Source organism: Actinacidiphila guanduensis (assembly GCF_900103985.1).
GTDB lineage: Bacteria > Actinomycetota > Actinomycetes > Streptomycetales > Streptomycetaceae > Actinacidiphila > Actinacidiphila guanduensis.
Window position 1 is genome coordinate 101790 of record NZ_FNIE01000015.1, and the last position, 26301, is coordinate 128090.

14 protein-coding genes are annotated in these 26301 nt (G+C 72.9%); 9 read left to right on the plus strand and 5 right to left on the minus strand.

Features of this window, described 5'->3' with window-relative positions:
- The first annotated feature begins 24 nt into the window (after positions 1 to 24).
- Both BLR33_RS28170 and BLR33_RS28175 read left to right on the plus strand, forming a co-directional pair.
- The gene (locus BLR33_RS28170) at positions 25 to 1167 is read left to right on the plus strand and encodes a hypothetical protein (RefSeq protein WP_143031777.1); all 1143 of its coding nucleotides are present in this window, start codon (positions 25 to 27) and stop codon (positions 1165 to 1167) included.
- Between the two features lie 140 nt (positions 1168 to 1307).
- Positions 1308 to 2642, plus strand: coding sequence for a hypothetical protein (locus BLR33_RS28175; protein ID WP_093787454.1), 1335 nt, complete (start codon positions 1308 to 1310; stop codon positions 2640 to 2642).
- A 92-nt stretch (positions 2643 to 2734) separates the two neighbouring features.
- Here the strand turns inward: BLR33_RS28175 and BLR33_RS28180 are convergent, their stop codons facing one another.
- A complete protein-coding gene (locus BLR33_RS28180; RefSeq protein WP_093787497.1) occupies positions 2735 to 4633 on the minus strand; it encodes an N-acetylmuramoyl-L-alanine amidase in 1899 nt (632 codons plus the stop codon).
- 364 nt (positions 4634 to 4997) lie between these two features.
- Between BLR33_RS28180 and BLR33_RS28185 the strand changes: the two genes are divergently transcribed.
- Positions 4998 to 7061 carry a phosphocholine-specific phospholipase C gene (locus BLR33_RS28185; RefSeq protein WP_093787455.1) on the plus strand — a complete coding sequence of 688 codons (2064 nt, stop codon included), beginning with the start codon at positions 4998 to 5000 and terminating at the stop codon, positions 7059 to 7061.
- A 16-nt stretch (positions 7062 to 7077) separates the two neighbouring features.
- Here the strand turns inward: BLR33_RS28185 and BLR33_RS28190 are convergent, their stop codons facing one another.
- The gene (locus BLR33_RS28190; protein WP_093787456.1) at positions 7078 to 7509 is read right to left on the minus strand and encodes an NUDIX domain-containing protein; all 432 of its coding nucleotides are present in this window, start codon (positions 7507 to 7509) and stop codon (positions 7078 to 7080) included.
- A gap of 135 nt (positions 7510 to 7644) precedes the next feature.
- A complete protein-coding gene (locus tag BLR33_RS28195; protein ID WP_218136714.1) occupies positions 7645 to 11682 on the minus strand; it encodes a glycoside hydrolase family 3 C-terminal domain-containing protein in 4038 nt (1345 codons plus the stop codon).
- A 476-nt stretch (positions 11683 to 12158) separates the two neighbouring features.
- Here BLR33_RS28195 and BLR33_RS28200 point away from each other — a divergent pair, with 476 nt between their 5' ends.
- From BLR33_RS28200 to BLR33_RS28225, 6 genes are all read left to right on the plus strand, one after another.
- Positions 12159 to 12515, plus strand: coding sequence for an immunity 51 family protein (locus tag BLR33_RS28200; RefSeq protein WP_093787458.1), 357 nt, complete (start codon positions 12159 to 12161; stop codon positions 12513 to 12515).
- Between the two features lie 626 nt (positions 12516 to 13141).
- Complete coding sequence (locus BLR33_RS28205) at positions 13142 to 16759, plus strand: AAA family ATPase (protein WP_093787459.1); 3618 nt, start codon at positions 13142 to 13144, stop codon at positions 16757 to 16759.
- Between the two features lie 648 nt (positions 16760 to 17407).
- Positions 17408 to 17626 (plus strand): hypothetical protein, encoded by a 219-nt coding sequence (locus tag BLR33_RS28210; protein WP_093787460.1) that lies wholly within the window; start codon positions 17408 to 17410, stop codon positions 17624 to 17626.
- A gap of 211 nt (positions 17627 to 17837) precedes the next feature.
- Complete coding sequence (locus BLR33_RS28215) at positions 17838 to 18644, plus strand: HlyD family efflux transporter periplasmic adaptor subunit (RefSeq protein ID WP_093787498.1); 807 nt, start codon at positions 17838 to 17840, stop codon at positions 18642 to 18644.
- Positions 18641 to 20803, plus strand: coding sequence for an NHLP family bacteriocin export ABC transporter peptidase/permease/ATPase subunit (locus tag BLR33_RS28220; protein ID WP_265737054.1), 2163 nt, complete (start codon positions 18641 to 18643; stop codon positions 20801 to 20803). Before BLR33_RS28215 ends, BLR33_RS28220 begins: the two co-directional genes overlap by 4 nt.
- 46 nt (positions 20804 to 20849) lie before the next feature.
- On the plus strand, positions 20850 to 23792 hold the full coding sequence (locus BLR33_RS28225; RefSeq protein WP_093787499.1) for an NHLP bacteriocin export ABC transporter permease/ATPase subunit: 2943 nt from the start codon (positions 20850 to 20852) through the stop codon (positions 23790 to 23792).
- Between the two features lie 208 nt (positions 23793 to 24000).
- Here the strand turns inward: BLR33_RS28225 and BLR33_RS28230 are convergent, their stop codons facing one another.
- Entirely contained in the window at positions 24001 to 24966 is a 966-nt protein-coding gene (locus BLR33_RS28230; protein ID WP_176930554.1) for a hypothetical protein, read from the minus strand.
- 145 nt (positions 24967 to 25111) lie between these two features.
- Positions 25112 to 26185, minus strand: a complete 1074-nt coding sequence (locus BLR33_RS28235) for a glycoside hydrolase family 43 protein (protein WP_093787462.1) — start codon at positions 26183 to 26185, stop codon at positions 25112 to 25114.
- Between the last annotated feature and the right edge of the window lie 116 nt (positions 26186 to 26301).

A 26301-nucleotide genomic window follows, 5' to 3' on the forward strand; every position in this document is an offset into this window, starting at 1 on the left:
CGACACACGGAGAGCTTTCGATAATTGCTTACGCAGGGAACGGGATTCACGGCCCACAGCGCCGCCACGTCCGAAGCACGCCAGCGCGCAACGGCCTCCCGCGGGCGTACGGCTTCGGTTGCCGTCGCGGCCGCGCTGGCCGGGCTGGTCGCCGTGACCGGCTGCGGCGGCAACGGGAAGCCGCCCGCGCCGAAGCCGGGGCAGGCCGCGCTGCTCGGGACGTACGACAACGGCACCACGGTCGGCCAGACGCTGTCCGCGGTCCATCCCAACGGGGCCGCGACCGACGCGGCCGGCACCACCTACCTGGTCAACTCCCCCGCTCTGGCCGGGCTGAGCACCGCGGGCAAGGGGACGGCCTACCCCGCGAGCGAGCACTACTACGACGCGACCCCGCCGGACGGCCTGGTGGCGATGCCCGACGGCACGCTGCTGTTCGGGCACGGCGGCGAAGTGGTCCGGTTCGACCCGAAGAGCGGCGCCGCCGCGGTGCTGGCGGGCAACGCCGACCGGACCCGCGACTACAACGCGACCGCGGCCGCCACCGCCGCGGCCGGCAGCGTCCGCTTCACCAAGTCGGCCGTCCCGGTCGGGGTGACCAAGGCGGGCGCCGTCGTGATCCTCGACGGCCGGGCCCTCTGGTCGCTGGCGGCCGGCAGGCTCACCCGCTTCCACCAGCAGCCGGTCGTCGACGACAAGGACGCCACCTTCCTCACCGAGGGCAACGCCGTTGCCCCTGACGGCACGACGTACCTACGAGGGGCCAGGACCGGCTCCCCCACCCTCGGCGCCGTGCGCGTCATCTCCCCGCAGGGTCAGGAGACCGCGCCGGCGCTGCCCGCCGCCATCCCCGGCGTCGACGGCCGCCCCGCCGACCTCACCACGACCTGGCTCGCCTCGGACGGCGCGGACGGACTCTACGTCCACGCGGTCCGACTCACCGGTGGCAGCGGCGATTACGTCCTCCACCTCCACAACGGCACCGCCACGGTGGTGCTTTCCGCGAAGCCCACCGCGAAAGCCGCCAAGGACGGCACGTGCGACGTCCACAAGCCCGTCGACGCGGCCCATTTCCCCTGCGCCCTCCCGCGCACCCTGACCTACCACGCCGGCCAACTGGTCCTGGCGGGCGAGAAGTCCTACGTCGTACGGCTCCCGGCGACGTAAGCAAGAGAGGGCACGAAGCCGGCAGTCCGGCGGATACCGGGTGTTCCGGTACGAACCCGCGGCCCTGCAACACGATAATCACATGATCACGCGAATAGCTCCTAGAGTGCTCCCATCGCTGGAGTCACCCTGGGGGATGCGTGTCTGCCTGGCTGCTGAGTTGTAACCCGAAGCGGTTCGACCTGGAAGGTCACCGCCGCGACGGTCACCTCCTCACCTCATGGACGATCGCCCGCTACGTGGACGAAGTAGCGGACGGCGATGAGTTCGCGTTGTGGGTCACCGGCGAGAACGCCGGCGTCGTTGCATACGGTCATTTCACCGGCGCGGCAGCGTACGGGCAGCCCGACCTGAGCTACTGGGCCGAGGACCCCGGCCCCCGACACTTCGTGCCGCTCGCCGTCGACAAGTGGCTCGACCTGCGGGTCCCCAAAGCTCGGCTCGCCGCCGACCCCCGTATGAGTCAACTGACCATTCTTCGGCAGCCGTTCGCGGGCAGCCCTCATCGGTTGACCGCCGTGGAGTGGCAGATCCTGCGCACAATCATCGAGGCGAGGGAGGGAGCAGACCCGGAGTGGGACCTCGCCCCAGGTGACGAGATCCGCAGGGTCGACCTGCATCATCGGTACGGGGGCAGCTCCCAGAACGGCATCTCCCCGAGTAGCAGGACGGACAATGTGCTGATCTTCACCGCTCCCAGTTCAGGTCACCAGCACGGCTACTTCGACACTTGGAACGAGGACGGAACGTTCCACTACACCGGCGAAGGCCAAGTCGGTGACCAGAGAATGATTCGGGGCAACAAGGCGATTCTGGAGCACGCGCAAACGGGAAAGAGGTTGCGTCTGTTCGACGGTGCTCGCGGAACTGTGCGGTACATCGGGGAATGGACCCTCGATCCTGAGGAGCCCTACACGGAGGACGAGGCGCCGGCTACCGGCGGCGGCGCCCTCCGCAAGGTCATCCGCTTCCACCTCGTACCCGTCAACGCCACCGTCAGCGCTCCTGAAGTTGCGATCGGACAGCGCTACGTGCCGCCGGACGAGAACGTGGTGGTGACACCAGCCGCAGCCAGTACGCCGGACCCGGATCTGGTGGGGCGGAACCTGGCGACGCACCGCAGGCTGCAGAATCTGCTGGCCGCCGAAGCGCAGAGTCGCGGTCTCACCGTCTTGTCCCCTGACGTGTCGGACCCCGACTTCGATCTTGCCTGGAGGGACAGGGCCGGCCACTTGACCGTCTGCGAGGTCAAGTCCCTGACGCAGGCGAACGAGGTTCGCCAACTGCGGGCGGGCCTCGGCCAAGTGCTCGACTACCAGGACCGACTTCGCGAGCGCGCCCCGGATGCATCAGCCGTTTTGTGGGTGGAGCGGGAGCCGTCCGAGCGGAGGTGGATCCACTTGTGCCAGCGGGTCGGCGTACTTCTCGCGTGGCCGGGCCAGGAGGAATCGGTCTTCGGCGGGCCTTCTGCTTGAGCTGCGTCGAGTTGGGCACAACCAGACGCACGGGCCCCCGGCCTGCGGCTTTGGGTGCCGCGGGGCGGGGGCCCGTTGAGGGGGAAGAGGGGCTAGCTCTCGGTGACGTCCGCCGCGTTGACCAGCGCCACGCGGTGGTTGTACTGGATCGTGTAGACCGTTGCCGCGCCCTCGATGTACGTCTCCGTGGGGCGGGTGGTGCCGTTGGCCGGGTAGAAGTCGTCATGCGGGGCCGGCGCGGCGGTGGCCACGTAGGCCTGGCCGGCCGGGAAGGCGTACTTACTCAGCGGCGGGGCCGTGTCCGGGGCCAGGCCCGCGGGGTACTCCGAGGGGTCGGGGTAGGCCTCGCCGTAGACGGGGGCACTGGCGCCCGTCGTCGTGAGGATGCGCACGTGCCGCGCCTGGACCGTGTTGCAGCCGTGCGGGTTGTCGAACCACACCTTCTGGCCGCCGTACCAGATCGCCGTCCACGAGCCCTGGCGGCCGGCGACGACGAACTGCTGGCCCGCCGAGACGGTGGCGCTCCAGTCACTGATGTCGTCGGTGCCCGCGGCACCGTTCGCGTGGATGTACGGGTCGCCCGCCAGCGGCGCGTCCGCGCTCGGCGCGGTGCGCACGAAGAGGAAGTTGGACGGGGCGGTCTCCTCGGTGCAGGCGGGTGTGGCGCCGGTCGGGTCGTCCTTCGGGCAGACCGTGGCCGTCTGCTCGTTGGTCGCGAAGGCCGGTGCGATCGTCACCGCGGTGCCGACCGGGCCGACGCCGTGCCGGCCCCGGTCGGTCGGCGCGCCCAGCAGCGCCATGAAGCCGTTCCAGTCCCAGTACGGTCCCGGGTCCCAGTGCATGCCGGAGACGTACGAGTCGACCGGGCCGGGCACGTTGTCGTGGCCGATGATGTGCTCGCGGTCGAGCTTCACGTCGTACTTGGCCGCCAGGTACTTCACCAGTTCGGCGGTGTTCTCGTACTGGACCTGCGTGTACCAGGTGGCCCCGTGGGCGGCGTAGCCCTCGTGCTCGATGCCGATCGAGTGCATGTTGAACCAGTAGTTGCCCGCGTGGAACGCGAGGTCCTTGTCGGCCACCGACTGGGTGATCGCGCCGTCCGAGGACCGCATCACGTAGTTCGCGGCGTCACCGGAGGCCGGGTTCTGGAAGGCGTCGATCGCCGTCTGGTAGGGCGTCTCGGTGTCGTGGATGACGATGTAGTCGATCTTCATGCCGTCCGAAGGACGGTTCGCCACCTGGTAGTTGGTGGTCGCCGCGGGCGCCGACTGGCAGTCCAGGTCGGGCGGGCAGTCGGTGCCCGCCGCCGAGGTCTTCGCGAGGTGCAGCGCGGCCAGCCGGCCGGTGTCGGGCCGCAGCGAGGGCTGCGCCGCGAGGTCCACGCGCTGGCCGTCCGCCGTGGTGCGCGCGGCGCCCGACCTGATCGTCGCGAAGACGCGGTTCGCGAAGCCCGCGGCGGCGGACTGGTCGCTCGACCCGCTGTAGCGGGCCACCGCCGCGTACCACTGCGCGGGATCGCTCGGGGTGCCGCCCGCCAGGCTCTTCTCGTACGAGGCGAGCAGCGCCGCCGCCGCGCGGATGTTGTCCCGCCGGTCGGTGCGCACCTGCTGCGCGGGGACGCCGATCAGCCGGGCCGCCGCGGTCAGCGTGTGCAGCGAGGGGTCGGCCGTCAGCGACGCCAGGTCGGAGCGGCCCGCCGCGCCGGCGCCGCCGTCCGCGACCATCGACGGCGTCACGTCCGTCAGGCTCATCGGCCCGTAGCCGCCGCTGGTGTTGTGCCCCTGGTGGACGTCCCACCGGGACTCCTCGTACCCGACGGCCATCAGCACCGCCTGCGGCACCTTCGACTCCCGCGCGGCGAACGCGAAGTCCTGCTGCTCGCCCGAGGAGGCCCCCGAGGAAGCCTGCGCCGAGGCCCCCGCGCTGGTCGCCGCGGGCGTACCCGGGGCGGCCGACGCCGCCGGCACCGACACGCACCCCGCGACGACCATCGCCGCGCCCACGACACCCGTCGCGAGCTTCCGTCGCGATCCCCGTCTCTGACCCACGCTGCCTCTTCTCCGCCGGTACGCGATGCGCCCGGTCACTCGCACAGGTGACCCCACGTCAGCCGTCGCGGTCGATGATAGGGGCCGCCGCCCCGGCCGTCCGAGAGGGGCAACAGTGTGCCGTCGCCGGAGCGTCGGGTGCGGGACGGGCCGCCGCACGCCCGCGTTCACGCGGCATTGACACCATGTTCCCGCGTCACCACCATGCACACGTCATGTCGCGCGACCCCGGGTCGTACGAGGCAGCCGGCCCGCCGCCTGGTACGCCGCCGGACCCCGCCCCCACCGGACGTCAGGAGAACCGCCCATGGCCAACGTCGACCGCCGAAGGTTCCTGCAGCTCGCCGGGGCCACCGCCGCGGCCTCCGTCCTCACCGGCGGCATCGCCAAGGCGGCCGCCATCCCGGCCGCGGCGGGGACCGGGACCCTCCAGGACGTCGAGCACGTCGTCGTGCTGATGCAGGAGAACCGCGCCTTCGACCACTACTTCGGCACCCTGCGCGGTGTGCGCGGCTTCGGCGACCCGCGGCCGGCGACGCTGCCCAGCGGCAAGTCCGTCTTCCACCAGGCGAATGCCTCCGGGCACGAGACGCTGCCCTTCCGGCCGGACGCCGACAACCTCGGCCTGCAGTTCATCCAGGACCTCGACCACAGCTGGTCCGGCACCCACCAGGCGTGGAACGGCGGGAACTACGACCGCTGGATCCCGGCGAAGACGACCACCACGATGGCGTACCTCACCCGCGAGGACATCCCCTTCCACTACGCCCTCGCCGACGCGTTCACCATCTGCGACGCCTACCACTGCTCGATGCTCAGCTCCACCGACCCCAACCGCTACTACCTGTACACCGGTTACGCGGGGAACGACGGCAAGGGCGGCGGTCCCGTGCTGGGCAACGAGGAGGCGGGCTACGCCTGGAGCACCTTCCCCGAGGTGCTGGAAAAGGCGGGCGTGTCCTGGAAGGTCTACCAGGACATCGGCACCGGCCTCGACGCGGCGGGGAGTTGGGGCTGGACCGGCGACGCCTTCATCGGCAACTACGGCGACAACTCGCTGCTGTACTTCAACCAGTACCGCAACGCCAAGGCCGGCAGCCCGCTGTACGACAAGGCCCGCACCGGCACCCATGTCGCGGGCGGGGACGGCTACTTCGACCAGTTGCGGGCCGACGTCCTGGCCGGGAAGCTGCCGCAGGTCTCCTGGATCGCCGCGCCCGAGGCGTTCTGCGAGCACCCGAACTGGCCGGCCAACTACGGCGCCTGGTACGTCTCGCAGGTGCTGGACGCGCTGACGGCCGATCCCGACGTGTGGAGCCGCACCGCCGTCTTCCTCACCTACGACGAGAACGACGGCTTCTTCGACCACGTGGTGCCGCCCTTCCCGCCCGCCTCCGCGGCCCGTGGCCTGTCCACGGTGGACGTCACGCAGGACCTCTACACCGGCGGCGTGTCGGGATACGCGGCCGGGCCGTACGGGCTGGGGCCGCGCGTGCCGATGCTGGTGCTCTCGCCCTGGAGCACGGGCGGCTGGGTCTGCTCGCAGACCTTCGACCACACCTCGATCGTGCAGTTCATCGAGAAGCGGTTCGGGGTGCGCAACCCGAACGTCTCGCCCTGGCGGCGCGCGGTCTGCGGCGACCTCACCTCCGCCTTCGACTTCACCCGCAGCAACGCGGCGGCGCCGACGCTGCCCGGCACCGGTGGCTACGTCCCGCCGAACCACGACAACCCCGGCAGCTACGTCCCGACCCCGCCGGCGGCCGGCGCGCTGCCCAAGCAGGAGCCGGGCCTGCGCAACGCCCGCGCCCTGCCGTACGACCTGAGCGCCGACACCCAACCGGTGAGCGGGCGCATGCAGTTCACCTTCGGCAACTTCGGTACGGCGGGCGCGGCCTTCCTCGTCACCTCCGCGGTGCGCTCGGACGGCCCGTGGCCGTACACCGTCGAGGCGGGCAAGACACTCAGCGACACCTGGGCGATGCCCACCGGCTCGGCCCGCTACGACTTCTCGGTGTACGGCCCCAACGGCTTCCTGCGCCGGATGGCCGGGACGGCGGGCTCGGCCGGCCCCGAGGTGAGCGCCCGCCACGACGCCTCGACCGGCCACGTCACCCTGGTGTTCAGCAACCCCTCCTCGGCCCCGGTCACCTTCACGGCCACCGACGCCTACGCCCCCACCCAGCACTACACCTACACCCTCCAGCCGGCCACCTCCCGCACCGTCCCCAACTGGGGCGTAGCCGCCGCCAACCGCTGGTACGACATCACGGTCACCTCCTCCACCGACCCCGCCTACATCCGCCGCTTCGCCGCCCACATCGAAACGGGCGCCCCCAGCACCAGCGACCCGGCCACGACTACGAGTTGACGCGGCCTCCCGCCGCTCACGCCCGTCGCGTGACGTAGTCCCGCAGCCAGACGGCGAGTTCGGGCGGCTGGAGGTCGAGTGCGGCAACGGCCGCGGCGTCCAGGGGGACGCGGACCGGCGTGAAGTCCCCGAGGTCGGGATCGTCCAGTTCGGGGCCGCCGCGACGGCTCGCGTCCACCTCCAGCACGTCGGCGAGGAAGTAATGGCGGACGACCGTGACGCGCTCGCCCGGGTCGGTCGACGTCAGGATCCCGATCGGCGGGCCGATGGTGGCGCCGATCTCCTCCATGACCTCGCGGCGCAGGGCGGCTTCGAGGTCCGCGTCGCCGGCCTCGACGCCGCCGCCGACGGTCTCGAAGTAGGAGGGGCCACCGGGCCAGCCGCGGCGCAGGAAGACGAGGTGACCGTCGTGGAGCAGAACCGCGCGCACGTTGTGCCGCACCTTCATGCCCGCGACGATACTGCGACGGTCCGGGCGCGGAGCTGGAGTTGCCGACGCGGCCGACAAGGCGGCCACCCGGGCCTGGTTGCGTCCCCTTGGGGGGGCGGGGGGCCCGGGTGGCCGGCGGGTGTGCGGGGGTCGTTACGAGGTGGCGGGCGGCATCAGTTGGGCCATGTTGAAGCCGGCTACGTCCTTGCTCGAGCCGATGCCGTCGCCCCATTGCATGTAGCCCTTGCGGACGCCGTTGTCCTTGTCGTTGTCGTCCAGGGCGAAGGAGAAGACGGTGTTCGCGGTGGGCTGGATCGAGGTGAGGTCGCTCCAGGGGACGGCCATCTCGTAGAGGGTGGTGTGGGTCGACTCGTTCCGCGTGACATGGACCGTCGCGTTGGTGACCTGGCCGCTGCCCTCGGTGGGGGCGATCCAGCGGTAGAGCTGGGAGCCCGCCGAGGTGAGGGCGGCGCCGTACTCGTAGTGGCCGTTCACCGAGGCGGTGCTCTCCGTGGCCGAGGCGCCCGGGACGCCCGAGGTTGCCGCGAACTGCAGGGAGTCGCCCTGCCAGATGTCCGCCCCCGTGGCCGGCTGGGACTGGACGTCGTCGGTCAGGTCGGCGGTGATGTAGAGGTTCTGGGCGTCCCAGTCGAGCCACACCTTGCCCGACAGGTCGGAGGGACCCCCGTACGGCTGCGAGCCGTCCAGCGTGCTCCACGTGCCGTCCGCGGTCGCGGCCATGTCGACCGAGGGCCCGTCCTGGACCTGGTCGAGGGTCCACGAGGTGCCCAGGGACTTGCTGACCACCGGGAGGAAGGTGACGTGCCCGGAGAACGCCTCCGAGGACAGGTCGCCGGAGATGACGCTGGTCACCGTGAAGGGATAGGGCTTCGCGAAGTCGATTCCGGTCACCGGGACATCGACGGTCGCCGTCGACTCCGGGGCGATGGTCGCGGACACCGGCTGGGTGCCCGTGCGGCTGCCGAGCTTCCACGTCACGCCCGTCACGGAAGTGGGCGTGTCCGAGGGGTTGTCGATCACGACCCGCAGCGAACCGGCCGCCGGGTCGGTCCCGGTGACCACCGGGGTGACCTGCTGGGGCGTGGCGCCGGAGGTCACGGTGAGCGCGCTCACCGCGGCCTCGGTGTAGGTGCCGGCCCCGCCGGTGAAGGCCGCCGAGGCGTCCAGCTCCGCCTTGGTGCCCGGGCTCGCGCTCGCCGGGACCTGGACGCTCCAGGTCGCCGTGACCTTCTGGCCGGGCGCGACGCGCGCCACCGAGACCGGTGAGGTCGCCGTCGCCGTCCAGCCGTCGGGCACGGTGAGGCCCACCGACAGGGCGCGGACGCTCTGCCCGCTGGTGTTGGTGAAGGTCGCGGTCGCGGTGATCGCCGTGTCGGGCTTCACGATGCCGTCCGCCTGGAGCGTGAACGGGTCCTGCACCACGATCGGCGCGGTGCCGGTCACGCCGTCCACCGTCACCTCGATCGACGCGGCGCCGGGTGCCCGCATGGTGACGACGCCGGTGCGGCTGACGGAGGCGACCTCCGGGTCGGTGCTGCGGTAGGTGACGTGGGCGCGGGACAGGTCGGCGAAGGACTGGTCGTTGTCGGCCGCCTCGACGATGTGGTCCGCGGCAGCGTGCTGCTGCTCCAGCGCGGAGTCCGTGTCCGGGGCGAGCCACGCATTGGTGCCCTTCAGGTCCAGCGCGTCGCCGGGCTTGAAGACCACCTGGCCGGGCTGGACGGTGACCGTCCGCACCCGTGGGGTGATGGTGCCGTGCACCCGCACCGTGCCGGAGCCGGCGACGGTCGCGGAGTCGGGCCCGACCCGGAACTGGTAGGCGCCGTCGTGGACCACCTGCTTCAGGGCGTCCTCGTCCCACTGGCTGAGGTCGGCGGCCTTGACGGACAGGCTCACGTGCTGGGTGTGCCCGGGCGCGAGCACCGCCGTCTTCCGGAAGCCCACCAGCTGCTCCTTGGGCAACTCGGCGCCCGGCACGGTGAACTGGGGGGCCGCGTAGAGCTGCGCGACTGTCGCGCCCGCGACCGTACCGGTGTTGGTGACGTCGAAGCCGACCTTCACGGTGCCGTCCGCGGACACGGTGCCGGGGCCCACCTGGACGTGGGAGTAGGCGAAGTGCGCGTAGGACAGGCCGTAGCCGAAGGGGTAGGTCGGCGTGCCGGTGAAGTACTGGTAGGTGCGGCCGAGTCCGCCGGTCTGGGACGGGGTGAGGCCGTAGTCGTCCATCGGCGGCAGCTGCGAGTCGCCGGCGTACCACGTGAAGTCCAGGTGGCCGGAGGGGTTCTGCTCGCCGAAGAGGACCTGGGCGAGCGCGGTGCCCTGGCTCTCGCCGTTGTAGCCGCTGAAGACGATCGCCGGGAAGTCCTTCCGCGCGGCCTGGATGTCGTACGGGCCGTCGGCCTGCATGACCATCGCGGTGCGCGGGTTGCCGAGGGCGGCGACCTGGCCGACCAGCGAGTCCTCGTTGCCGGGGAGCGACAGCGCGGAGCGGTCGGTGCCCTCGTCGGCCACGGCCATGTCCGAGCCGACGACCACGATCACCAGGTCGGCGGCCTTGACCGCGGACTGCGTGGCGGCCGAGCAGGAGGCGGGCGTTGTGGCGGTGGTCGAGGTGCCGCAGGCGTCGAAGGTGACGGTCGCGGAGGGGTTGGCGGCCTTGACGGCCGCGGTGATGCCCTGCACGGCGTCGACCCTGAGCGTGGGTTGGCCCGAATATCCGCCCAGCGTCGTGGTGTTCGCGAGATTGCCGAGGATGACGACGTTCTTCAGCTTCGCCGGGTTCGCCGGCAGCAGCGGCGCCGAGGTGCCCGCGACCTTGTCGTTCTGCAGCAGCACGAGGTCCTGGGCGGCGATCTTCTCGGCGAGCGCCTGGTGGGCGGGCGACTCGATCTGGTCCTTGGTGATCTTCGTGTACGCGACCTTGCCCGCGGGGTCGAACTCGCCGGTCTCCATGCGGACCGTGAACAGCTTCGTCAGCGCGCCGTCGATGACGCCGGGCGTCAGCAGGCCCAGCGCGATGGCCGCGTCGATGTTCTGCGTGGTCAACTCGCCGCCGGCGCAGTTCAGCTGGGTGCCGGCCCGCAGCGCGAACGCCTGGCCGCCGGCCGCCGCGGAGATCTGCTCGCCGGTGGCGGTGTCGGTCCACGTCGTGCCGTTGGTGGTCCAGCCGGGCGGGGCCCAGTTGTGGGCGCCGGAGGAGTAGATGTCGCCGATGGCGCCGCAGTCCGAGGTGGTGTATCCGCCGAACCCGTAGGTGGCCTGCAGGAGTTCGTCCACGGTGTAGGTGTCCGCGGGCGCCGGGGTGCCGTTGATCGCGTTGTAGGACGTCATCACGCCGGAGACGTGGGCGTCCCGCACCAGGCTCGCGAACTGCTTGGTGTAGTAGTCCCGGATGTTCGCGTCGGTGGTGTTCGCGCTCTGGGTGTGCCGGCTGTTCTCGTCGTTGTTCAGCGCGTAGTGCTTGGCCGTTGCCGCGACCTTCAGGTACGGGGTCATCGGCTTGCCGCTCGGCGTCTCGCCCTGGTAGCCGTCGACGAAGGCGTCGGCCATCGCGGACGCCAGGTAGGTGTCCTCGCCGAAGGACTCGTTGGTCCGCCCCCACCGCGGGTCGCGGTCCATGTTCACCGTGGGCGCCCAGAAGGTGAGGTCGCCGTAGTCGGCGGCGGAGGGGCCGATGTTGTTCTGCCCCTTCCCCCACAGCGACTTGTCCAGGAAGCCGCGCGCCTCGTCGGATATCGCGGTGGTCTCCTGGTAGGTCAGCTGCGGGTCCCAGGACATGGTGGCGGCGAAGTTCACCGGGAAACTCGTGGCGGTGACGTCGAGTTCGCCCTGCCCGCCGGCCGCGGTGTCGGCACCGAGCCGGTTGATCCCGTGCTGGCCCTCGCTCCAGTACGTGTACTGCTGGACCCCGAGCCGGGGGATGGCCGGCGCGTTGTTGGTCTGGAGCTGCGCCACCTTCTCGGGCAGCGTCATCCGCGACACCAGGTCGGCGGCCCGCTCGGCGAACGAGTAGTGCGTGTCCAGGTAGAGCGGCGTCGTGGCGGCCGCGGCCTTGGTGGCCGGGCCGGCGGGGCTCGCCTCCGCCACGGCCGGCACCCCGGCCACCACGGTCGCCGCGACGGCGGCGGCCAGCATGCGTCCGGCCGATGTCCGGAGTCTTCGGGAGCGCAAGGTTGTCTCCTTCACGTCACGCGCCGCTGGGGCACAGGTTCATGGGGAGCGTGCACGGCACCGGTGCGGGGCGGCGGCTCGATCGTTGAGCTGACAACGATGTCTCCTCTCACGCGCACCGCACTCGCGCACGCGGCCGCCCACCGGACCCTTGAGAACTCGCCCAGCCACTGTTCAGCCTGTTCTGAGCGAAAGTCAAGGCATCGCGCAGCAGTGCGCGGGATTGGCGGAAGCCGTCAAATTACTTGCCTGACAGGGGATTCGGACGCCAACGGGCACGCCGGCCGGGGGCTTGGCCGGGGTGGGCCGAATATGCCGAAAACGGGGCCGCAGGAGTGCGCAGGGCGTGGGCTTCTGCTCAACACCGTCCAAAATCCCCGGTCCGGGGATGCCTCTCGACCGCGTCCGGGGAAGCCGTCGGGCAGGCTTGCGCGACGGCCGGGCGGGTGTCGAAGGTGGATTGTAGGTTCGGGAGGGTGGACGAGACCTTGGCGTTGGAGCCGTTGCAGTTCTTCGAGTACGAGCACAAGCCCGGCCACTACTGCCTGATGCTCAGCGACCGGCACATGGTCGACCTGCTGGACGTCTTCGAGGACTGCGGGCAGTACGGGAACGGGTACGGGTGGGCGGGCGTGGCCCGTTCGGCGATACGGTCGCGGGCCCCGGAGCTGGCCGGGCGGGTCGCCTTCGACCCCGAGGCGGGCATGTTCGTCGCCCACGGACGCGACCCCGAGGCCCTGCGCACCCTCGGCACCCTGCTGCGCGAGGCCCTGCACGACCGCGACGTGCTCAGCGAGCTGATCGAGACCGGGGACCCCGACTGGTTCGACTGAACGCCCCGGCTGCCACCGGGGGCGAGCCGACACGCAGGGTCCCGAACCGTGATGGAGCCGTGAAGCCCTGGTCACAAGCCTGCTCGCGGGCCGGATGAGGCGCTAAGGTGTGGCACCCGGTCGGGGGCAACTGATCTGCGGTGGACGAGGACATGGCACGACCTGGCAGTCAAAACCAGCGCGAGCCCGCAGCGGGCGAACCCGCGCGGGCGGCCCCCGCGAGCGACACGGCTCCCGATCGGCGAACCCGCGCTCTCAAGAGCTCCACGCGTGGCCGCCATGAGCGCGAGGGCTGCCGCCGGGGCACCCGCGTGCTTGAGGGGCGCCGCGTGGGGGCGACCGTGCCACGAGGGTTCCCGGCAGGGGTACCGGTGAGCGTGAAGGGTGCCATCTGGGGGCGCCCTTGAACGTGACGGCCCCCGGTGGGGGTGCCCGTGGGCAGGAACCAGCGGGAGGTCGAAAAGCCCTGGAGCCGAAGGGCGCGTCGCTGTCGAAAGGGAGAGCGCGCGGAAGTTTCTGAGGAACGAAGAAACTGAGCACGGTGGACTGTCGACAGTGACTCCAGCGCCCGGAGGCGGAGGGGCGTCTCAAAACAAAGGGGGGCCTCCCGAAAAAGGGGTTACCACATGCAGAACTCGGACTCGCAACTGGTCGAGCGGGACCGGGAGTTCGGTGAGGTCGAGGCGATGCTTGCCGCGGCGGCCGCGGGCGCCGGGCGGATGGTGGTGGTCAGCGGCGGCGCGGGCACGGGGAAGTCGGCGCTGCTCCGCGCGGCCCTCGCACCGGCCCGGGACAGCGGCTTCACCGTGCTCGCCGCCCGGGGCATACCGTCCGAGCGCGATCTTCCCTTCGGGCTGGTGAACCGGCTGCTCGCGCCCGCCCTGCCCGAGCCCGGCGACGCCGCGGCCGCGTTCACCGGGCACCCCTCCGATGCCGAACTTGCCGCCGAACTCCAGCGGTTCCAGGCCGCTTTGACCCGGCTCGCGGCCCGCTCCCCCGTCCTCGTCGCCGTGGACGACCTCCAGTACCTCGACCGCGAGTCGCTGCGCTGGCTCAGCGCCCTCCCCCAGCGCATCGACCAGGCACCCGTCGCCGTCATGCTCACCGTGTGCCCGGGCGAGCCGTGCGCGGACCCCGCGGCCCTCGACGAACTGCTCGCCGTCAGCGCGGTGGAGGTGCACCCCGCCGAACTCAGCGCCCTCGCCGCCGGAACGGTGGTCGAGCGGGCCCTGACCGCGGCCCCCGACGAGCCCTTCGTCGCCGCCGTGATGCGGGAGACGGGCGGGAACCCGCTGTCCGTGGCGGAGTTGACCTCGGCGCTGCGGGACCACGCGGTCGCCCCCACGGCGGACTCGGCAGGGCTGCTCGGCGACATCGCCGTACCCCGGCTGGCCGCCTGGCTGCGCGCGCGCCTGCGCCGGATGTCGCCGTACGCCCTCGAACTCGCAAGGGCCGTCGCTGTCCTCGGCGCCGACGCGGACTTCGCCCGGGTGGGCCTGCTCTGCGAGGTCGGGCCCGCGCAGGTGATGGACACCGTGACGGCGCTGGACCGCTCCGGCCTGATCGAGGTCACGGACGGCTCCCTCGCCTTCGCCCAGCCCCTGATACGCAACGCGGTGCTCCAGGACGTACCGCTGGCGGACCTCTACGCCCTGCACACCCGGGCGGCCGGCGCACTCCGGGCCACCGGCGCCCCTGACGACCGGGTGGCCGAACAGCTCGTCGCCACCCCGTTGCCCACCGGCCCGTGGGCCGGCGAGGTGCTGCGGGCCGCCGCCGCGGCCGCCCTCGACCGCGGCGCTCCCGACCAGGCCGCCGCATACCTGGCCCGGGCCCTGCGTGAGCCGCTGCCGGACGCCACCCGCACCGAACTTCTCGCCGAACTCGGCCACGTCGAGGGGTACTTGGACCTCGAAGCGGCGATCGACCACTTGGCGGCAGCGTGCGCGGGGCCGCCGGCGGAAGGCGCGGGGCAGCTTGAAGGGCAGCGAGCGGGCCGAGACGGTGAACCAGCGGACCCGACAGAGGAATCGGGACGGCCGGAGGAGGCCGAGGGGCAGTGGGCTGTTCGTCTTGAACCCGGGACCCGCACAGCGGGCCGCCACGGAACCGGAGCCCACGCAGCCGAGCCCGCGGCAGCCGATCGCCATGACGCAGATCGCCACGACGCCGGGGCCGAACGCGGCGGACTCCATCGGCTCGGCGCCGACGATGCCGTACGCGCCCGGCCCGCAGGCGAACAGTTCGAGGATGTCCGGCCCGCACGCGAACAACTCGGGCACGCTCGCCCCGCCCGCGAGCAGTTCGCGGATACCCCGCCCGCGCGCGAACAGCGCGTCCCGCAGCAGCCGTTGCACGAACGCGCACCCGACCAGGGCCTGCGTGAACCGGCCCCGTACGACCTCGCCGCGCGCGACCACGCCCACCTCGGCGGCACCGCACGGGAGCCCGCCGCACACGTGCCCGCCCAGCACGCACGGACCATGGGCGACGGCGTACGCGCATCGGTAGCGCACGACCAGCCGGCGCCCGAGCACGCCGCACATCACCGCGCCCGGCACGCCGACCCCTCGTACGTCCCGGCGCCGAGCGCCCAAGTCCCGCCAGGCGAGACCCTGCGTGAGCCGACCGCACCCGGCCGACCCGAACAGGACCGGCCCACGCAAGAACGGCCCGTACAAGACCCACCCGGACACGACCGACCCGTTCCAGCCCTCCCCTTGGCCGCCCCCACCGCGCCGGACACCACCGCGCCCCACTCCACAGCGCACACCCCTCGCCCCCGCGAAAGCCCTCAACCCTCCCTCCGCGAAGCCGCCCTGCGCGAACTCGCCGACCACCTCACCACGACCGGCCGCCCCCACGAGGCCGACCGGCTCCTCGACGCCAACCCCGAGCCCGTCCCCGGCGAGCGCGCCCTGTGGGCGGCCGACCTGCGGTGCGACGCGGAGGCGCCCGCCGGCGCCGCCACCGGGCCGCTCCCCCGCCTGCCCCGGCCCCAACGGTCCGGCGGCGTGGACGAGATACGCCATCTGAGCCTGCTCGCGACCCGGACGGCGCGGGCCGGACGGTCCCGGTCGAAGGCCGCCGCGCTCGCCGAACAGGCCCTGGCGGCAGCCCCGTTCACGCCGGAGTCGCTGCGTCCGACGCTGCGGGCCGTGCTGGTGCTCGCGCAGGCCGGGCGGGCCGAGGAGGCGTACGAGCGGTGCGAGGCGCTGCTCGCCGAGGTGAACCGGTGGGGGCACCGGCCCGGGCTCGCCGCCGTACGGTCGCTGCGCGGAGCCGTCGCCCACCGGCTGGGCCGCATGCCCGCGGCGGCCGAAGACGCGCGTGCCGCAGTGGAGTTGCTGGAAGGGTGCGGGGTCCCGCGGTACGCGGGTGCCGCGTTGGGGCTGCTGGCCCGGCTGGTCCACGTGCACGTCGATCTGGGCGCGTACGACGAGGCGGCGGCCCTGGTGGCCGAGGTGCGCACCGACACGGCGCGGACCTGGGCGGGCACGGCGCTGCTGCTCGCGCGCGGCAGGCTCCGGGTGGCCGCCGGGCAACACGCGGACGGGCTGCGGGACTTGCTGACGTCCGGCGGCCGGCTGCCCGCGTGGAAGGCGGACAACCCGGCGGTCGCGCCCTGGCGGTCGGGCGCCGCCTGGGCGCTGCTCGCCCTCGGCGAGCCGGCCGAGGCCCGGCGGTACGCCGCGGAGGAGGTCGAGCAGGCGCGCAGGTGGGGCACGCCGGGACCGTTGAGCGCCGCGCTGCGGGCGCTGGGGGCTGTCGTGGGCGGCACCGAGGGGCTGGCGCTGCTGGAGAAGTCGGTCCAAGTGGCCGAGCGTTCGGAGGACCGGCTCGGCCTGGCCCGGTCGCTGGCGGCGCACGGTGCCGCGCTCGCCCGGGCCAACCGCCGTGTGCCCGCCCGGCGTTCGCTGCGCAGCGCGATCGCGGTCGCCGAGGAGTGCGGCTGCCCGGACCTGGCCGGGCGGGCCCGGGTCGAGATGTACACGGCGGGCGGGCGGCCGCCGAAGGCCGCGGACCCGGTGGGGGTCGCGTCGCTGACGGCCGCCGAGCTGCGCACGGCCACGCTCGCCGCCGAGGGCCGGACCAACCGGGAACTCGCCGAGGTGCTGGCCGTGGGCCTGCGGACGGTCGAGATCCACCTCACCAACGCCTACCGCAAGCTGGGCATCGACGGCCGCGACCGCCTCCCCGACGCCCTCCTCGGCCACCCGTCGGCCGACGCGGGCTCCCTCTGAGCCGCAGCCGCGCTGCCAAGAAACGGCAACCCCCCGTAGGAGCTTCCGCCGGTCCCGGCCGCAGGCCGGTCGGTGGTTGCTCGCGCAGTTCCCCGCCCCCTGTAGAGCCTGCCCTTTGCGCGCACGGCAAGGTCCGTACCACCCAGGGGGGCTGGGGGTACCTCCAGGCGAAGTTCTGGGGGAGGAACTGCGCGACGAGCGCGGGCCGGCGGATGGTCCCGGCAACCGGGGAAGGGGCACCCCGGGGGGCACCCCGCGAGCTCAGCGCAGGCACCCCGCATTCCTGCACACCTTTGACGCACAAGCCGCACAGCAGCGCGACACGTTCCGCCGCCCCCGGCGGGCCGAAATCGTAAGTCGCAGGAATGTCCGCATCGCGGTCGGCGGCGCGCCCGGCGGGCAGGAATAGCCGTTCGAACGATGTGAAGGAAACGTCAGAATATCGTGGCCGATGCCGCACGAATACGCGTCGCGGTACCGAAAGGCCGACCGAAACACCGAGCTGACCAGGGTGGCCGCACGGCAGGACGCCGTACTAGCGTCCTGCGTCGAACGGGTGCGGCGAATTGTGTTCGGCCGTTGCTTCGAACACCGCGCGCCCCTGCTCACCATTCGCAATTCCGCAGAGTCATGAAGGGAACGCAATTCATGCGTAACACCACTCCCCAGGTCGAGACCCGCGAGCTTGCCGACGGCGACCTGGACAACATCTCCGGCGGCGTGGGCGTGGGCATCGGCGTGGACGGCCTCGGCCTGGGCGACGTCCTCGCCCCGGTCAGCAACCTGCTGCCCGTGGGCCAGGTCACCAACCTGGTCGGCGGCGCCACCACCACGCTCTCCGGCGTCACCGGTCTCGCGGGTCTCTGACCGCGAGAGTTCGGCCATGACCCCGGAACCGCCGGTTCCGGGGTCCGGCCGCGTCCGGCTCCGTCCGGCGCGACTCGCACGAGCCCGCGCCCACGCACGACCCGCACACCCGCGCACACCCGCGCGCAAATCCCGCACCTCAGGCCCCCGCACACCGCGCGGAACCCCCACACCCGCAAGGCCCCCGGCGGACGGCTGAAGGAAAGGTCCCGTGCAGTTCCGGCAGAAGGCCCTCGCCAAGCTCCAGGCGCCCGAAGAACTCGACATCCCGGTCCGCCTCGCCCGCCCCCAGGGCCGGCTCGCGCTCGCCGTCACCGCGGCCGTGATGGCCGCCGCCGCCTTCTGGGCGGTCACCGGCACGATCTCCGCCAAGGTCGGCGTCCCCGGCATCCTCACCCGCGAGCAGGGCAGTTACGTCCTCCAGAGCCCGTACGCGGGCCAGGTCACCGCGGTGTACGCGCAGGAGGGCCAGTCGCTGCCGAGCGGCGCGAAGCTGCTCACCGTGCGCACGAGCCGCGCGGTGGAGACCGTCCGCACAGTGGCCGCAGGCCGGGTGACCGCGCTGACCGCGAAGATCGGGACCGTGGTCGCCACCGGCGCCGACCTCGCCACGCTGGAGCACGCCGACGCCCCCGACGACCCGCTGGTGGCCGTGCTGTACGCGCGCAGCGGCGACGCGTCCTCGATCGCGCCGGGCGCGAAGGTGGACCTGACCGTCCAGACCGTGCCCACCCAGCGGTTCGGCGTGCTGCGCGGCCGTGTCCTGGCGGTCGGCCGGGCGCCGCAGACGCAGGCCCAGATCAGCAGCTTCCTGGGCGACGCCCAGTTGGGCAGCCAGTTCTCCGCGAAGGGCCAACCCGTGCCGGTGGTCGTGCGGTTGGAGCGCGCGGCGGGCACGAAGTCGGGCTACCGGTGGTCGACGGCGGACGGGCCGCCGTATCCGATCGACTCCAGGACGCTGATCAGCGGGTCCGTCCACCTGGCCGCGCAGCACCCGGTCGACTGGATGCTGCCGTGAGGGCGCGGCGGCAGCGGACGGTCCGCACGCCCGGCGTGCTGCAGATGGAGGCCGTGGAGTGCGGCGCCGCGGCGCTGGCCATGGTGCTCGGCCACTACGGCCGCCATGTGCCCCTGGAGGAGCTGCGGATCGCCTGCGGTGTCTCCCGCGACGGCTCCAGGGCGAGCAACGTGCTCAAGGCGGCCCGCAGGTACCGGCTGGACGCCAAGGGCATGCAGATGGAGCCTGCCGCGCTGGCGCAGGTGCGCGCCCCGGCGATCCTGTTCTGGGAGTTCAACCACTTCGTGGTCTACGAGGGCACCGTGCGCCGCTTCGGCCGCCGCGGGGTGCGGCTCAACGACCCGGCTCGGGGGCGGCGGTTCGTCTCCGAGGAGGACTTCGACGCGAGCTTCACCGGTGTGGTGCTGACCTTCGCGCCGGGTCCCAGGTTCCGGCCCGGCGGGCGGCGGCCGGGGATCGCCGCCGCGCTGCCGGCCCGGCTGCGCGGCACCCGCGGCACGACGCTGGCCGCGCTCGCCGCCAGCTTCCTGCTGGTCGCCGTCGGGGTGGCGGTGCCCGCGGTCAGCCGCGCGTACATCGACACCTTCCTGTTCGGAGGGCGCACCTCGCTGCTGCCGGTGGTCTTCACCTCGATGGCCGTGCTGATCGCGCTGACCGCGGTGCTCACCTCGGTGCAGCAGGCCAATCTGCTGCGCGGGCGGGTGATCTCCTCCACGCTCGGCAGCGCCCGTTTCCTGCGCCATCTGCTGCGGCTGCCCGTCACGTTCTTCGCCCAGCGCAGCCCCGCCGACCTCGTCCAGCGGCTGCAGTCCAACGACTCGGTGGCCGAGACGCTGGCCCGCGACCTCGCCTCGGCGGGTGTGGACGCTGTGGTCGTCGTCATCTACGCGGTGCTGCTGTGGACGTACGACCCCCAACTGACGGTGATCGGGGTGCTGCTGGCGCTGCTGAACGTCGTGGCGCTGCGGGTCGTGGCCCGGATCAGGAGCACCCGGGTGCACAAACTGCGGGCGGACGGGGCCCGGTTGACCAACACCGCCTACAGCGGGCTGCAGGTGATCGAGACGATGAAGGCCACCGGCGGCGAGAACGAGTTCTTCCGCCGCTGGGCCGGGCAGCACGCCGTCACGCTCGACGGCCAGCAGCGACTTGGGGTGCCGAGCGCGGCGCTCGCGGTCGTCGCGCCCACCCTCGCGGCGCTCAACAGCGCGCTGATCCTGCTGTTCGGCGGCGTGCGGGCGGTGGACGGGCAGATCTCGGTGGGGCTGCTCGTCGCGTTCCAGACGCTGGTGACCAGCTTCACCGCGCCGGTCGGCCGGCTGAGCGCGACGGCCGGCCGGGTGCAGGACTTCGCGGCGGACGTGGCGCGGCTGAAGGACGTCGAGCGCTTTCCCGCCGACCCGGCGCTCGTCCGGGACCGCCCGGGAGGCGTCCGCAGGCTGAGCGGTCATGTGGCGCTGGAGGGCGTCACCTTCGGCTACAGCCCGCTCGACGAGCCGCTGCTCACCGACTTCTCGCTGGAGGTCGGGCCGGGCCGGCAGGTCGCGCTCGTCGGCGGCTCGGGCAGCGGCAAGTCCACCGTCTCGCGGCTCATTTCGGGCCTCTACCGGCCGTGGGAGGGCGAGATCCGGATCGACGGGCAGCCGCTGGACACGCTGTCGCGCGGCTCGCTGGCCGCGTCGGTGTCCTTCGTGGACCAGGACGTCTTCCTCTTCGAGGGCACCGTCCGCGACAACGTGGCGCTGTGGGACCCGTCGATCCCCGACGAGGACGTGGTGGCCGCGCTCAGGGACGCCGCCGTGCACGACGCGGTTGCGCGTCGGCCCGGCGGCATCCACGCCCGGGTGGAGCAGGACGGCCGCAACTTCTCCGGCGGCCAGCGGCAGCGGCTGGAGATCGCCCGCGCGCTGGTCCGGCAGCCGAGCGTGCTGGTCCTGGACGAGGTGACCAGCGCCCTGGACGCCGAGACCGAACAGGTGATCATCGACAACCTGCGGCGGCGCGGCTGCGCCTGCGTGGTGATCGCGCACCGGCTGAGCACGGTCCGCGACAGCGACGAGATCGTGGTCCTGGACCGCGGCCGGGTCGTGGAGCGCGGCCGGCACGAGGACCTGCTGGCGGCCGGCGGGGCGTACGCCGACCTGGTCAGGGAGCGCTGAGGTGACCGAGGTGCGGCCGGGGCCCGCGGACCCGGTGCTGGACGCCATGGGCGCGCTCGGCCTGCCGGTGGCGCCGGCCGGCCGGCGCAGCCTGCCGCTGGAGGGCCCGCACGTGCTGTGGCTGGTCGCGGGTGGGGCGATGGACCTGTTCGCGGTGGACGCGGCGCAGCAGGGCCGCTGGCACTTCCTGGGCCGGCTCGGCACCGGCACGCTGCTGCTCGGTCCGGCCGCGGGCCCGCAGCACACCCTGGTCGGCCGCCCGTTGGAGGGCAGCGTGCTGCGCCGGATCGCGCTGCAGGAGCTGTTCGGCACCGGCTACGGCAACGAGGTCGCCTACGGCGGGGGTCACGGCGACGGCTCGGTGTACGGGGACGGTTCGGTGTACGGGACCGGGTACGGCGGCGGGGCCGGCCCCTGGGCCGACGGGTGGGCCGAGAGCAGCCAGGCGTGGGGCGGCGGCCCGCTGGAGAACGCCTTCGCCCGCGGCATCGGGCGCGGCCTGGCCGTCCTGTTCGACGCGCCGGTAGACGGCCGCGCGGTCCCGGGCGGCAGCGGGCAGGAGGGCGGCGGCCCGGCCGACGAGGGCATCTTGTGGATGCCGGTCGCGCCGGGCAGCGTGCGCTACGCCGACCCGTACGGCTACGGGTACGGCGCGAGCGCGAACGGGGACGCGTACCAGGCCGCCTACGGGGACCTGCTGGTCGACGGCCGGATGTGGCGCAGCCTGGTGGACCAGCAGACCCGGCTGCTGCTCGCGCTGGACCGCTGGATCGAGAGCGCGGAGCAGGCGTACGAGGACCGGGCCGCGGCCGGCATCAGGGCCGGCGAGCAGGTACGCGAGGAGGCAGACCACACGCTGCTGGCCTCGCTGGGCAAGCCGGGGGCCGGGCGGGCGGCGGGCGGTCGCGGGAGCGCGCGCGACGACGGCACGCTGCAGGCATGCCGTCTGGTCGCCGCCGCGGCCGGGATCGAACTCGACCTGACCGAAGGGGCGGTGGACGACCCGGACGGGGCGGACCGGATGGGCGCGGTCGAGCGGATCGCGGTTCGGGCGCGGGTGCGTACCCGTACGGTCCGGCTCGGCGGGCAGTGGTGGCGGGAGAACTCCGGTCCCCTGGTGGGTCATCGGGCAGCGAGCGGTGCCCCGGTCGCCCTGCTGTGGCGCCGCGGCGGGTACGAGGCGGTGACCCCGGCCACCGGCCGCCGCTCGCGCGTCGGCAGGGCGAACGCGGCCGAATTCGCGCCCAGCGCCGTGATGTTCTACCGGCCGCTGCCCGAAGAGCCCATGTCCGCCCGGCGGTTGCTCGCCTTCTGCCTGCGCGGCACCGGCGCCGACCTGCGCGCGCTGCTGCTGAGCGGGCTGGTCGCCGTCGGCCTCGGCACGCTGGTGCCGATCGCCACCGGCCGGGTGCTCGGGGTGTACGTGCCGAACGCCGAGAGCAGCCTCATCGTGCAGACCGCGCTGGCGATCGTGGCCACCACGGTGGTGTCCACCGCCTTCCTGCTGATGCAGAACACCGCGATCCTGCGGGTCGAGGGCCGGGTCGAGGCGACGCTGCAACCCGCGGTGTGGGACCGGCTGCTGAGCCTGCCGACGCGGTTCTTCGCCGAGCGCTCCACCGGGGAACTGGCGAGTGCGGCGATGGGCATCAGCGCGATCCGCAAGGTGCTGTCGGGGACCAGCTCGGTGATGGTGCAGGCGGGCGCGGTCGGCGCGGTGAACCTGGTGCTGCTGCTGTGGTACAGCGTGCCGATGGCGCTGGTGGCGCTCGCGGTCCTGGCCGTCATCGGGGCGGTCTTCCTCGGCCTGGGCTTCGCCCAACTGCGGTGGCAGCGGCAGCTGGTGGTGCTCACCAACAAGCTGAGCAACCTCGCCTTCCAGACGCTGCGCGGGCTGCCGAAGCTGCGGGTGTCGGCCTCGGAGAGCTTCGCCTACGCCGCCTGGGCCGGGCAGTTCGCGCGCAGCCGGGAGCTGCAGCAGCGGGTGGGCCGGACGAAGAACCTCGTCACCGTCTTCACCTCGCTGTGCCTGCCGCTGTGCACGCTCACCACCTTCATGCTGCTGGCGGGCCCGGCCCGCGGTGCGCTCTCGCCGGGCGCCTTCCTCACGTTCACCACCGCGGTGACGATGATGCTGACCTCGGTGACGCAGCTGACCGGGGCGCTGCTGTCGGCCGCCGCGGTGCTGCCGTTGTTCGAGCAGGTCAAGCCCATTCTCGACGCGGCTCCCGAGGTGCGCGGCGGCAGCACCCGGCCCGGGGTGCTGTCCGGCGCGATCGAGGTCAGGAACCTGTCCTTCCGGTACGCCGACGACGCGCCGCTGGTGCTGGACGACGTCTCCTTCCAGGTGCGGCCGGGCGAGTTCACCGCGATCGTGGGCGCCAGCGGGTGCGGCAAGTCGACGCTGCTGCGGCTGCTCATCGGCTTCGACCGGCCGCTGTCCGGCGGGGTGCACTACGACGGCCAGGACCTCGCCGCGCTCGACCAGTCCGCGCTGCGCCGCCAGTGCGGGGTGGTGCTGCAGAACGCGCAGCCGCTCACCGGCTCGATCCTCGACTGCATCCGCGGCGCCGGCGCGTACACCCTGGAGGAGGCGTGGGCGGCGGCCGAACTGGCGGGCCTCGCCGAGGACATCAAGCAGATGCCGATGGGGATGCACACCGTGCTCTCCGACGGCGGCGGCGCCGTCTCGGGCGGTCAGCGGCAGCGGCTGATGATCGCCCAGGCGCTGATCCGCCGCCCGCGCATCCTCTTCTTCGACGAGGCCACCAGCGCGCTGGACAACGAGACGCAGCGCGTGGTGATGGACAGCACCCGCGCGCTGCGGGCCACGCGGATCGTGATCGCGCACCGGCTGTCCACGATCATGGACGCGGACCGGGTGATCGTGATGTCCGAGGGCCGCGTGGCCCAGCAGGGCCCCCCGTCCGACCTCCTCGCCGACACCGAGGGTCTGTTCCACCACCTGGTGCGCCGCCAACTGCACTGAGGCGCACGAGCTGTCCGCGGACGGGCACGCCGACCGTTCCGGTGACCGAGCCGGCCGGGCTTCCCGGCCACCGGATCGCGCCAGTCCGGCGAGGTGGGGCGCCCGCCGGGCAGGACGGGACCGGAGCCGTCAGGCGCCGTAGTGGCGGCAGCGGAGGCCGCGCGGGCCGGGCGGCGGTTGCCGGAACCAGGCCCCCTGGCGTGAGCCGTCAGGCGCCCGAAGCGGCGGCCGCCAAGGCGTCCGGGCGGCGGCCGGTGAGGGTCGCGTGGACCAGGGCGCGGCCGCGGGCCGCCGTGCGGGCGCGTTCGGCGAGGGTGTCGGGGGGCACGGCGTCCAGGCCCGCGCAGGTGCGGCAGGTGCCCTCGTGCGGGATCGGGCGGGCGCAGCCCGCGCACTCGTGCCGGCGTGGCCGCGGCGGTGCGGTGAGCGGCTCCGATGCAGGGGGCAGCTTGCGGGTCAGGCGGTCGCGCAGCAACGCCGTCGCGCTGTGGACGCGTTCGGGCAGGCCGACCAGCAGGGCGGAGCCGAGGTCGCGGGGGCCGAGGCCGCGCTCCAGCCAGGGTGTCACCAGGGGCGCGAGCGCCAGGGCCTCCGCGGCGCCCAGGCGCAGACGGGGCTCGGCCGCGGTCACCTCGTGCAGCAGGGCCGCCGCCTCACCCGCCGCCGTGCCGGGCGGCACCCTGCCGGGCACAGGGGTGTTCCCGTCCGGTGGGGTCTCCCGCCTCCCGCCCGGTCGCGCACCCCTGGTGCCCCCGGCCGGTGTCCGCCGCGCGGGGAGGGAGGGTTCTTTCCCGCGGTCCTTTACGGGGTGGGCGGCAGGGGCGCCGTCCGCCGGCCGGCCGGGGCCCGGAAGTACGGCACCCGGTCCCACCTGCGCGGCTGCGTACGGGGTGTCGTACACGTGGGCCTGGCTGACGAAGGTGCCGTCCGGCAGGCGCACCCGCTCGACGCGGTAGTACCCGGCGGCGGTCAGCTCGCGCAGGGCCTTGGCGACGGCCAGGCGCCCCTGCGGGCTGGTGTCGGCCATGCGGCGGCCGTCCTCGCGCCAGCCGTCGGGGCGGGAGAGGAGGTCGGCCAGCAGGCCCCGGGCGGTGTAGGACAGCCGCCGGTCCTGCAGCGCCGTGTTCGGCAGGACGGTGAAACCGCGCGTGTGGCGGCTACGATGGATGTGCATCGGGAGGTCTTGCTCCTGTGCCGGACCCCGGAGCGTTGGCGCGCTGCCGGGGTCACTCTATTGAGATCGGGTGTGACAGAACGTACCACGCGATTCGCCCAAGATCGACCGCCCTTGGATGCTTTCACGAGCCTCTGTCAAGGTCTCACTCGAAGAACTTCAGGCCCCATCCCGTGTTGCTCGTCGCGCCGGGGACGTTGGCGCGGGTGTAGGTCGTGTTGCCCCACCAGCAGAAGCTGCCGGTGAACCAGTAGCGGTTGGACCAGGAGTACGGCGTGCCCTTGGGGACCGCGGTGAACATCAGCGGGAAGGTCGGGCCCGCGGGCGGGCTGGTGTTGATGTCACCGTTGAGCAGGACGAAGCTGTGGCTGCCGGGGCCGTCCACATAAAGGGTCGGGTCCCAGCCGGACATCATCGTGTCCGCGTGCGAGCCGAAGAGGCAGCCGTTGGACTTGTACCAGTCCCACACGTAGGTGGGGTCGCCGCCCGCGCGCAGCCGCAGGTCGGCCATGCAGTACTGGTCGCTCCAGCTGCCGTTGGCCGAGTAGACGATGTGCAGCTGGCCGTTGGGGTCCTTGATCGCCGCGGGTGCCTCGTTGATGTACGGGTCGCCGACCACCCGCTCCCAGCTCTCGCGCGGCTGGGAGATGATGTAGCGCGCCCCGGTCGGGGTGGTGGGGCTGCTCATCCGGGCGAGGTAGAGGTTCTGCTCGACATTGGTGTCGCCCGCCCAGCCCGACCAGACGAACCAGCGCTGCCCGTTGAAGGTGAACATGTTCCCGTCGATGGCCCACTTGTCGTCGGGCAGGGCGAGTTCGGTCTCGGCGCCGTAGCCGCTGTCCGCGGTGGCCGAGCTGATCACGTACATCCGGTGGGCGGCGCCGGTGCCGGCGGTGAAGTAGATGTAGTAGCGCCCGCTGTCGACCACGATCTCCGGCGCCCACACCTCGCCGCGGCCCTTGGTGTCCGACCACACCTTCTTCGCGGTCGCCGCGCCGAGCGCGCCGGTGGAGGACGCCTCCCGCACGGCGATGCCGCCGCCGGCGGACTCCGCGGAGATGTACGTGCTGCCGACCCGGATCACGCTGGGGTCCGCGTTATGGATCGTGGTCTGGTCCATGGGGGCGGCCGCCTGCGCGGGCCCGGGGCCCAGCAGCGACACCGCGGCGGCCACCGCGCCGCACAGGGCCAGGCCGTACCGGCCGCGCAGAAGCTTCATGGCTCCTCAGCATCCCCAGTCGCTATGGACATGTCAATCATCGTGCGCCCCCCACGCGTCACCCACCCGTCACCGCCGCCCCCTTGAGCACTCAAGGGGCGGGCGGCATGCTGGGA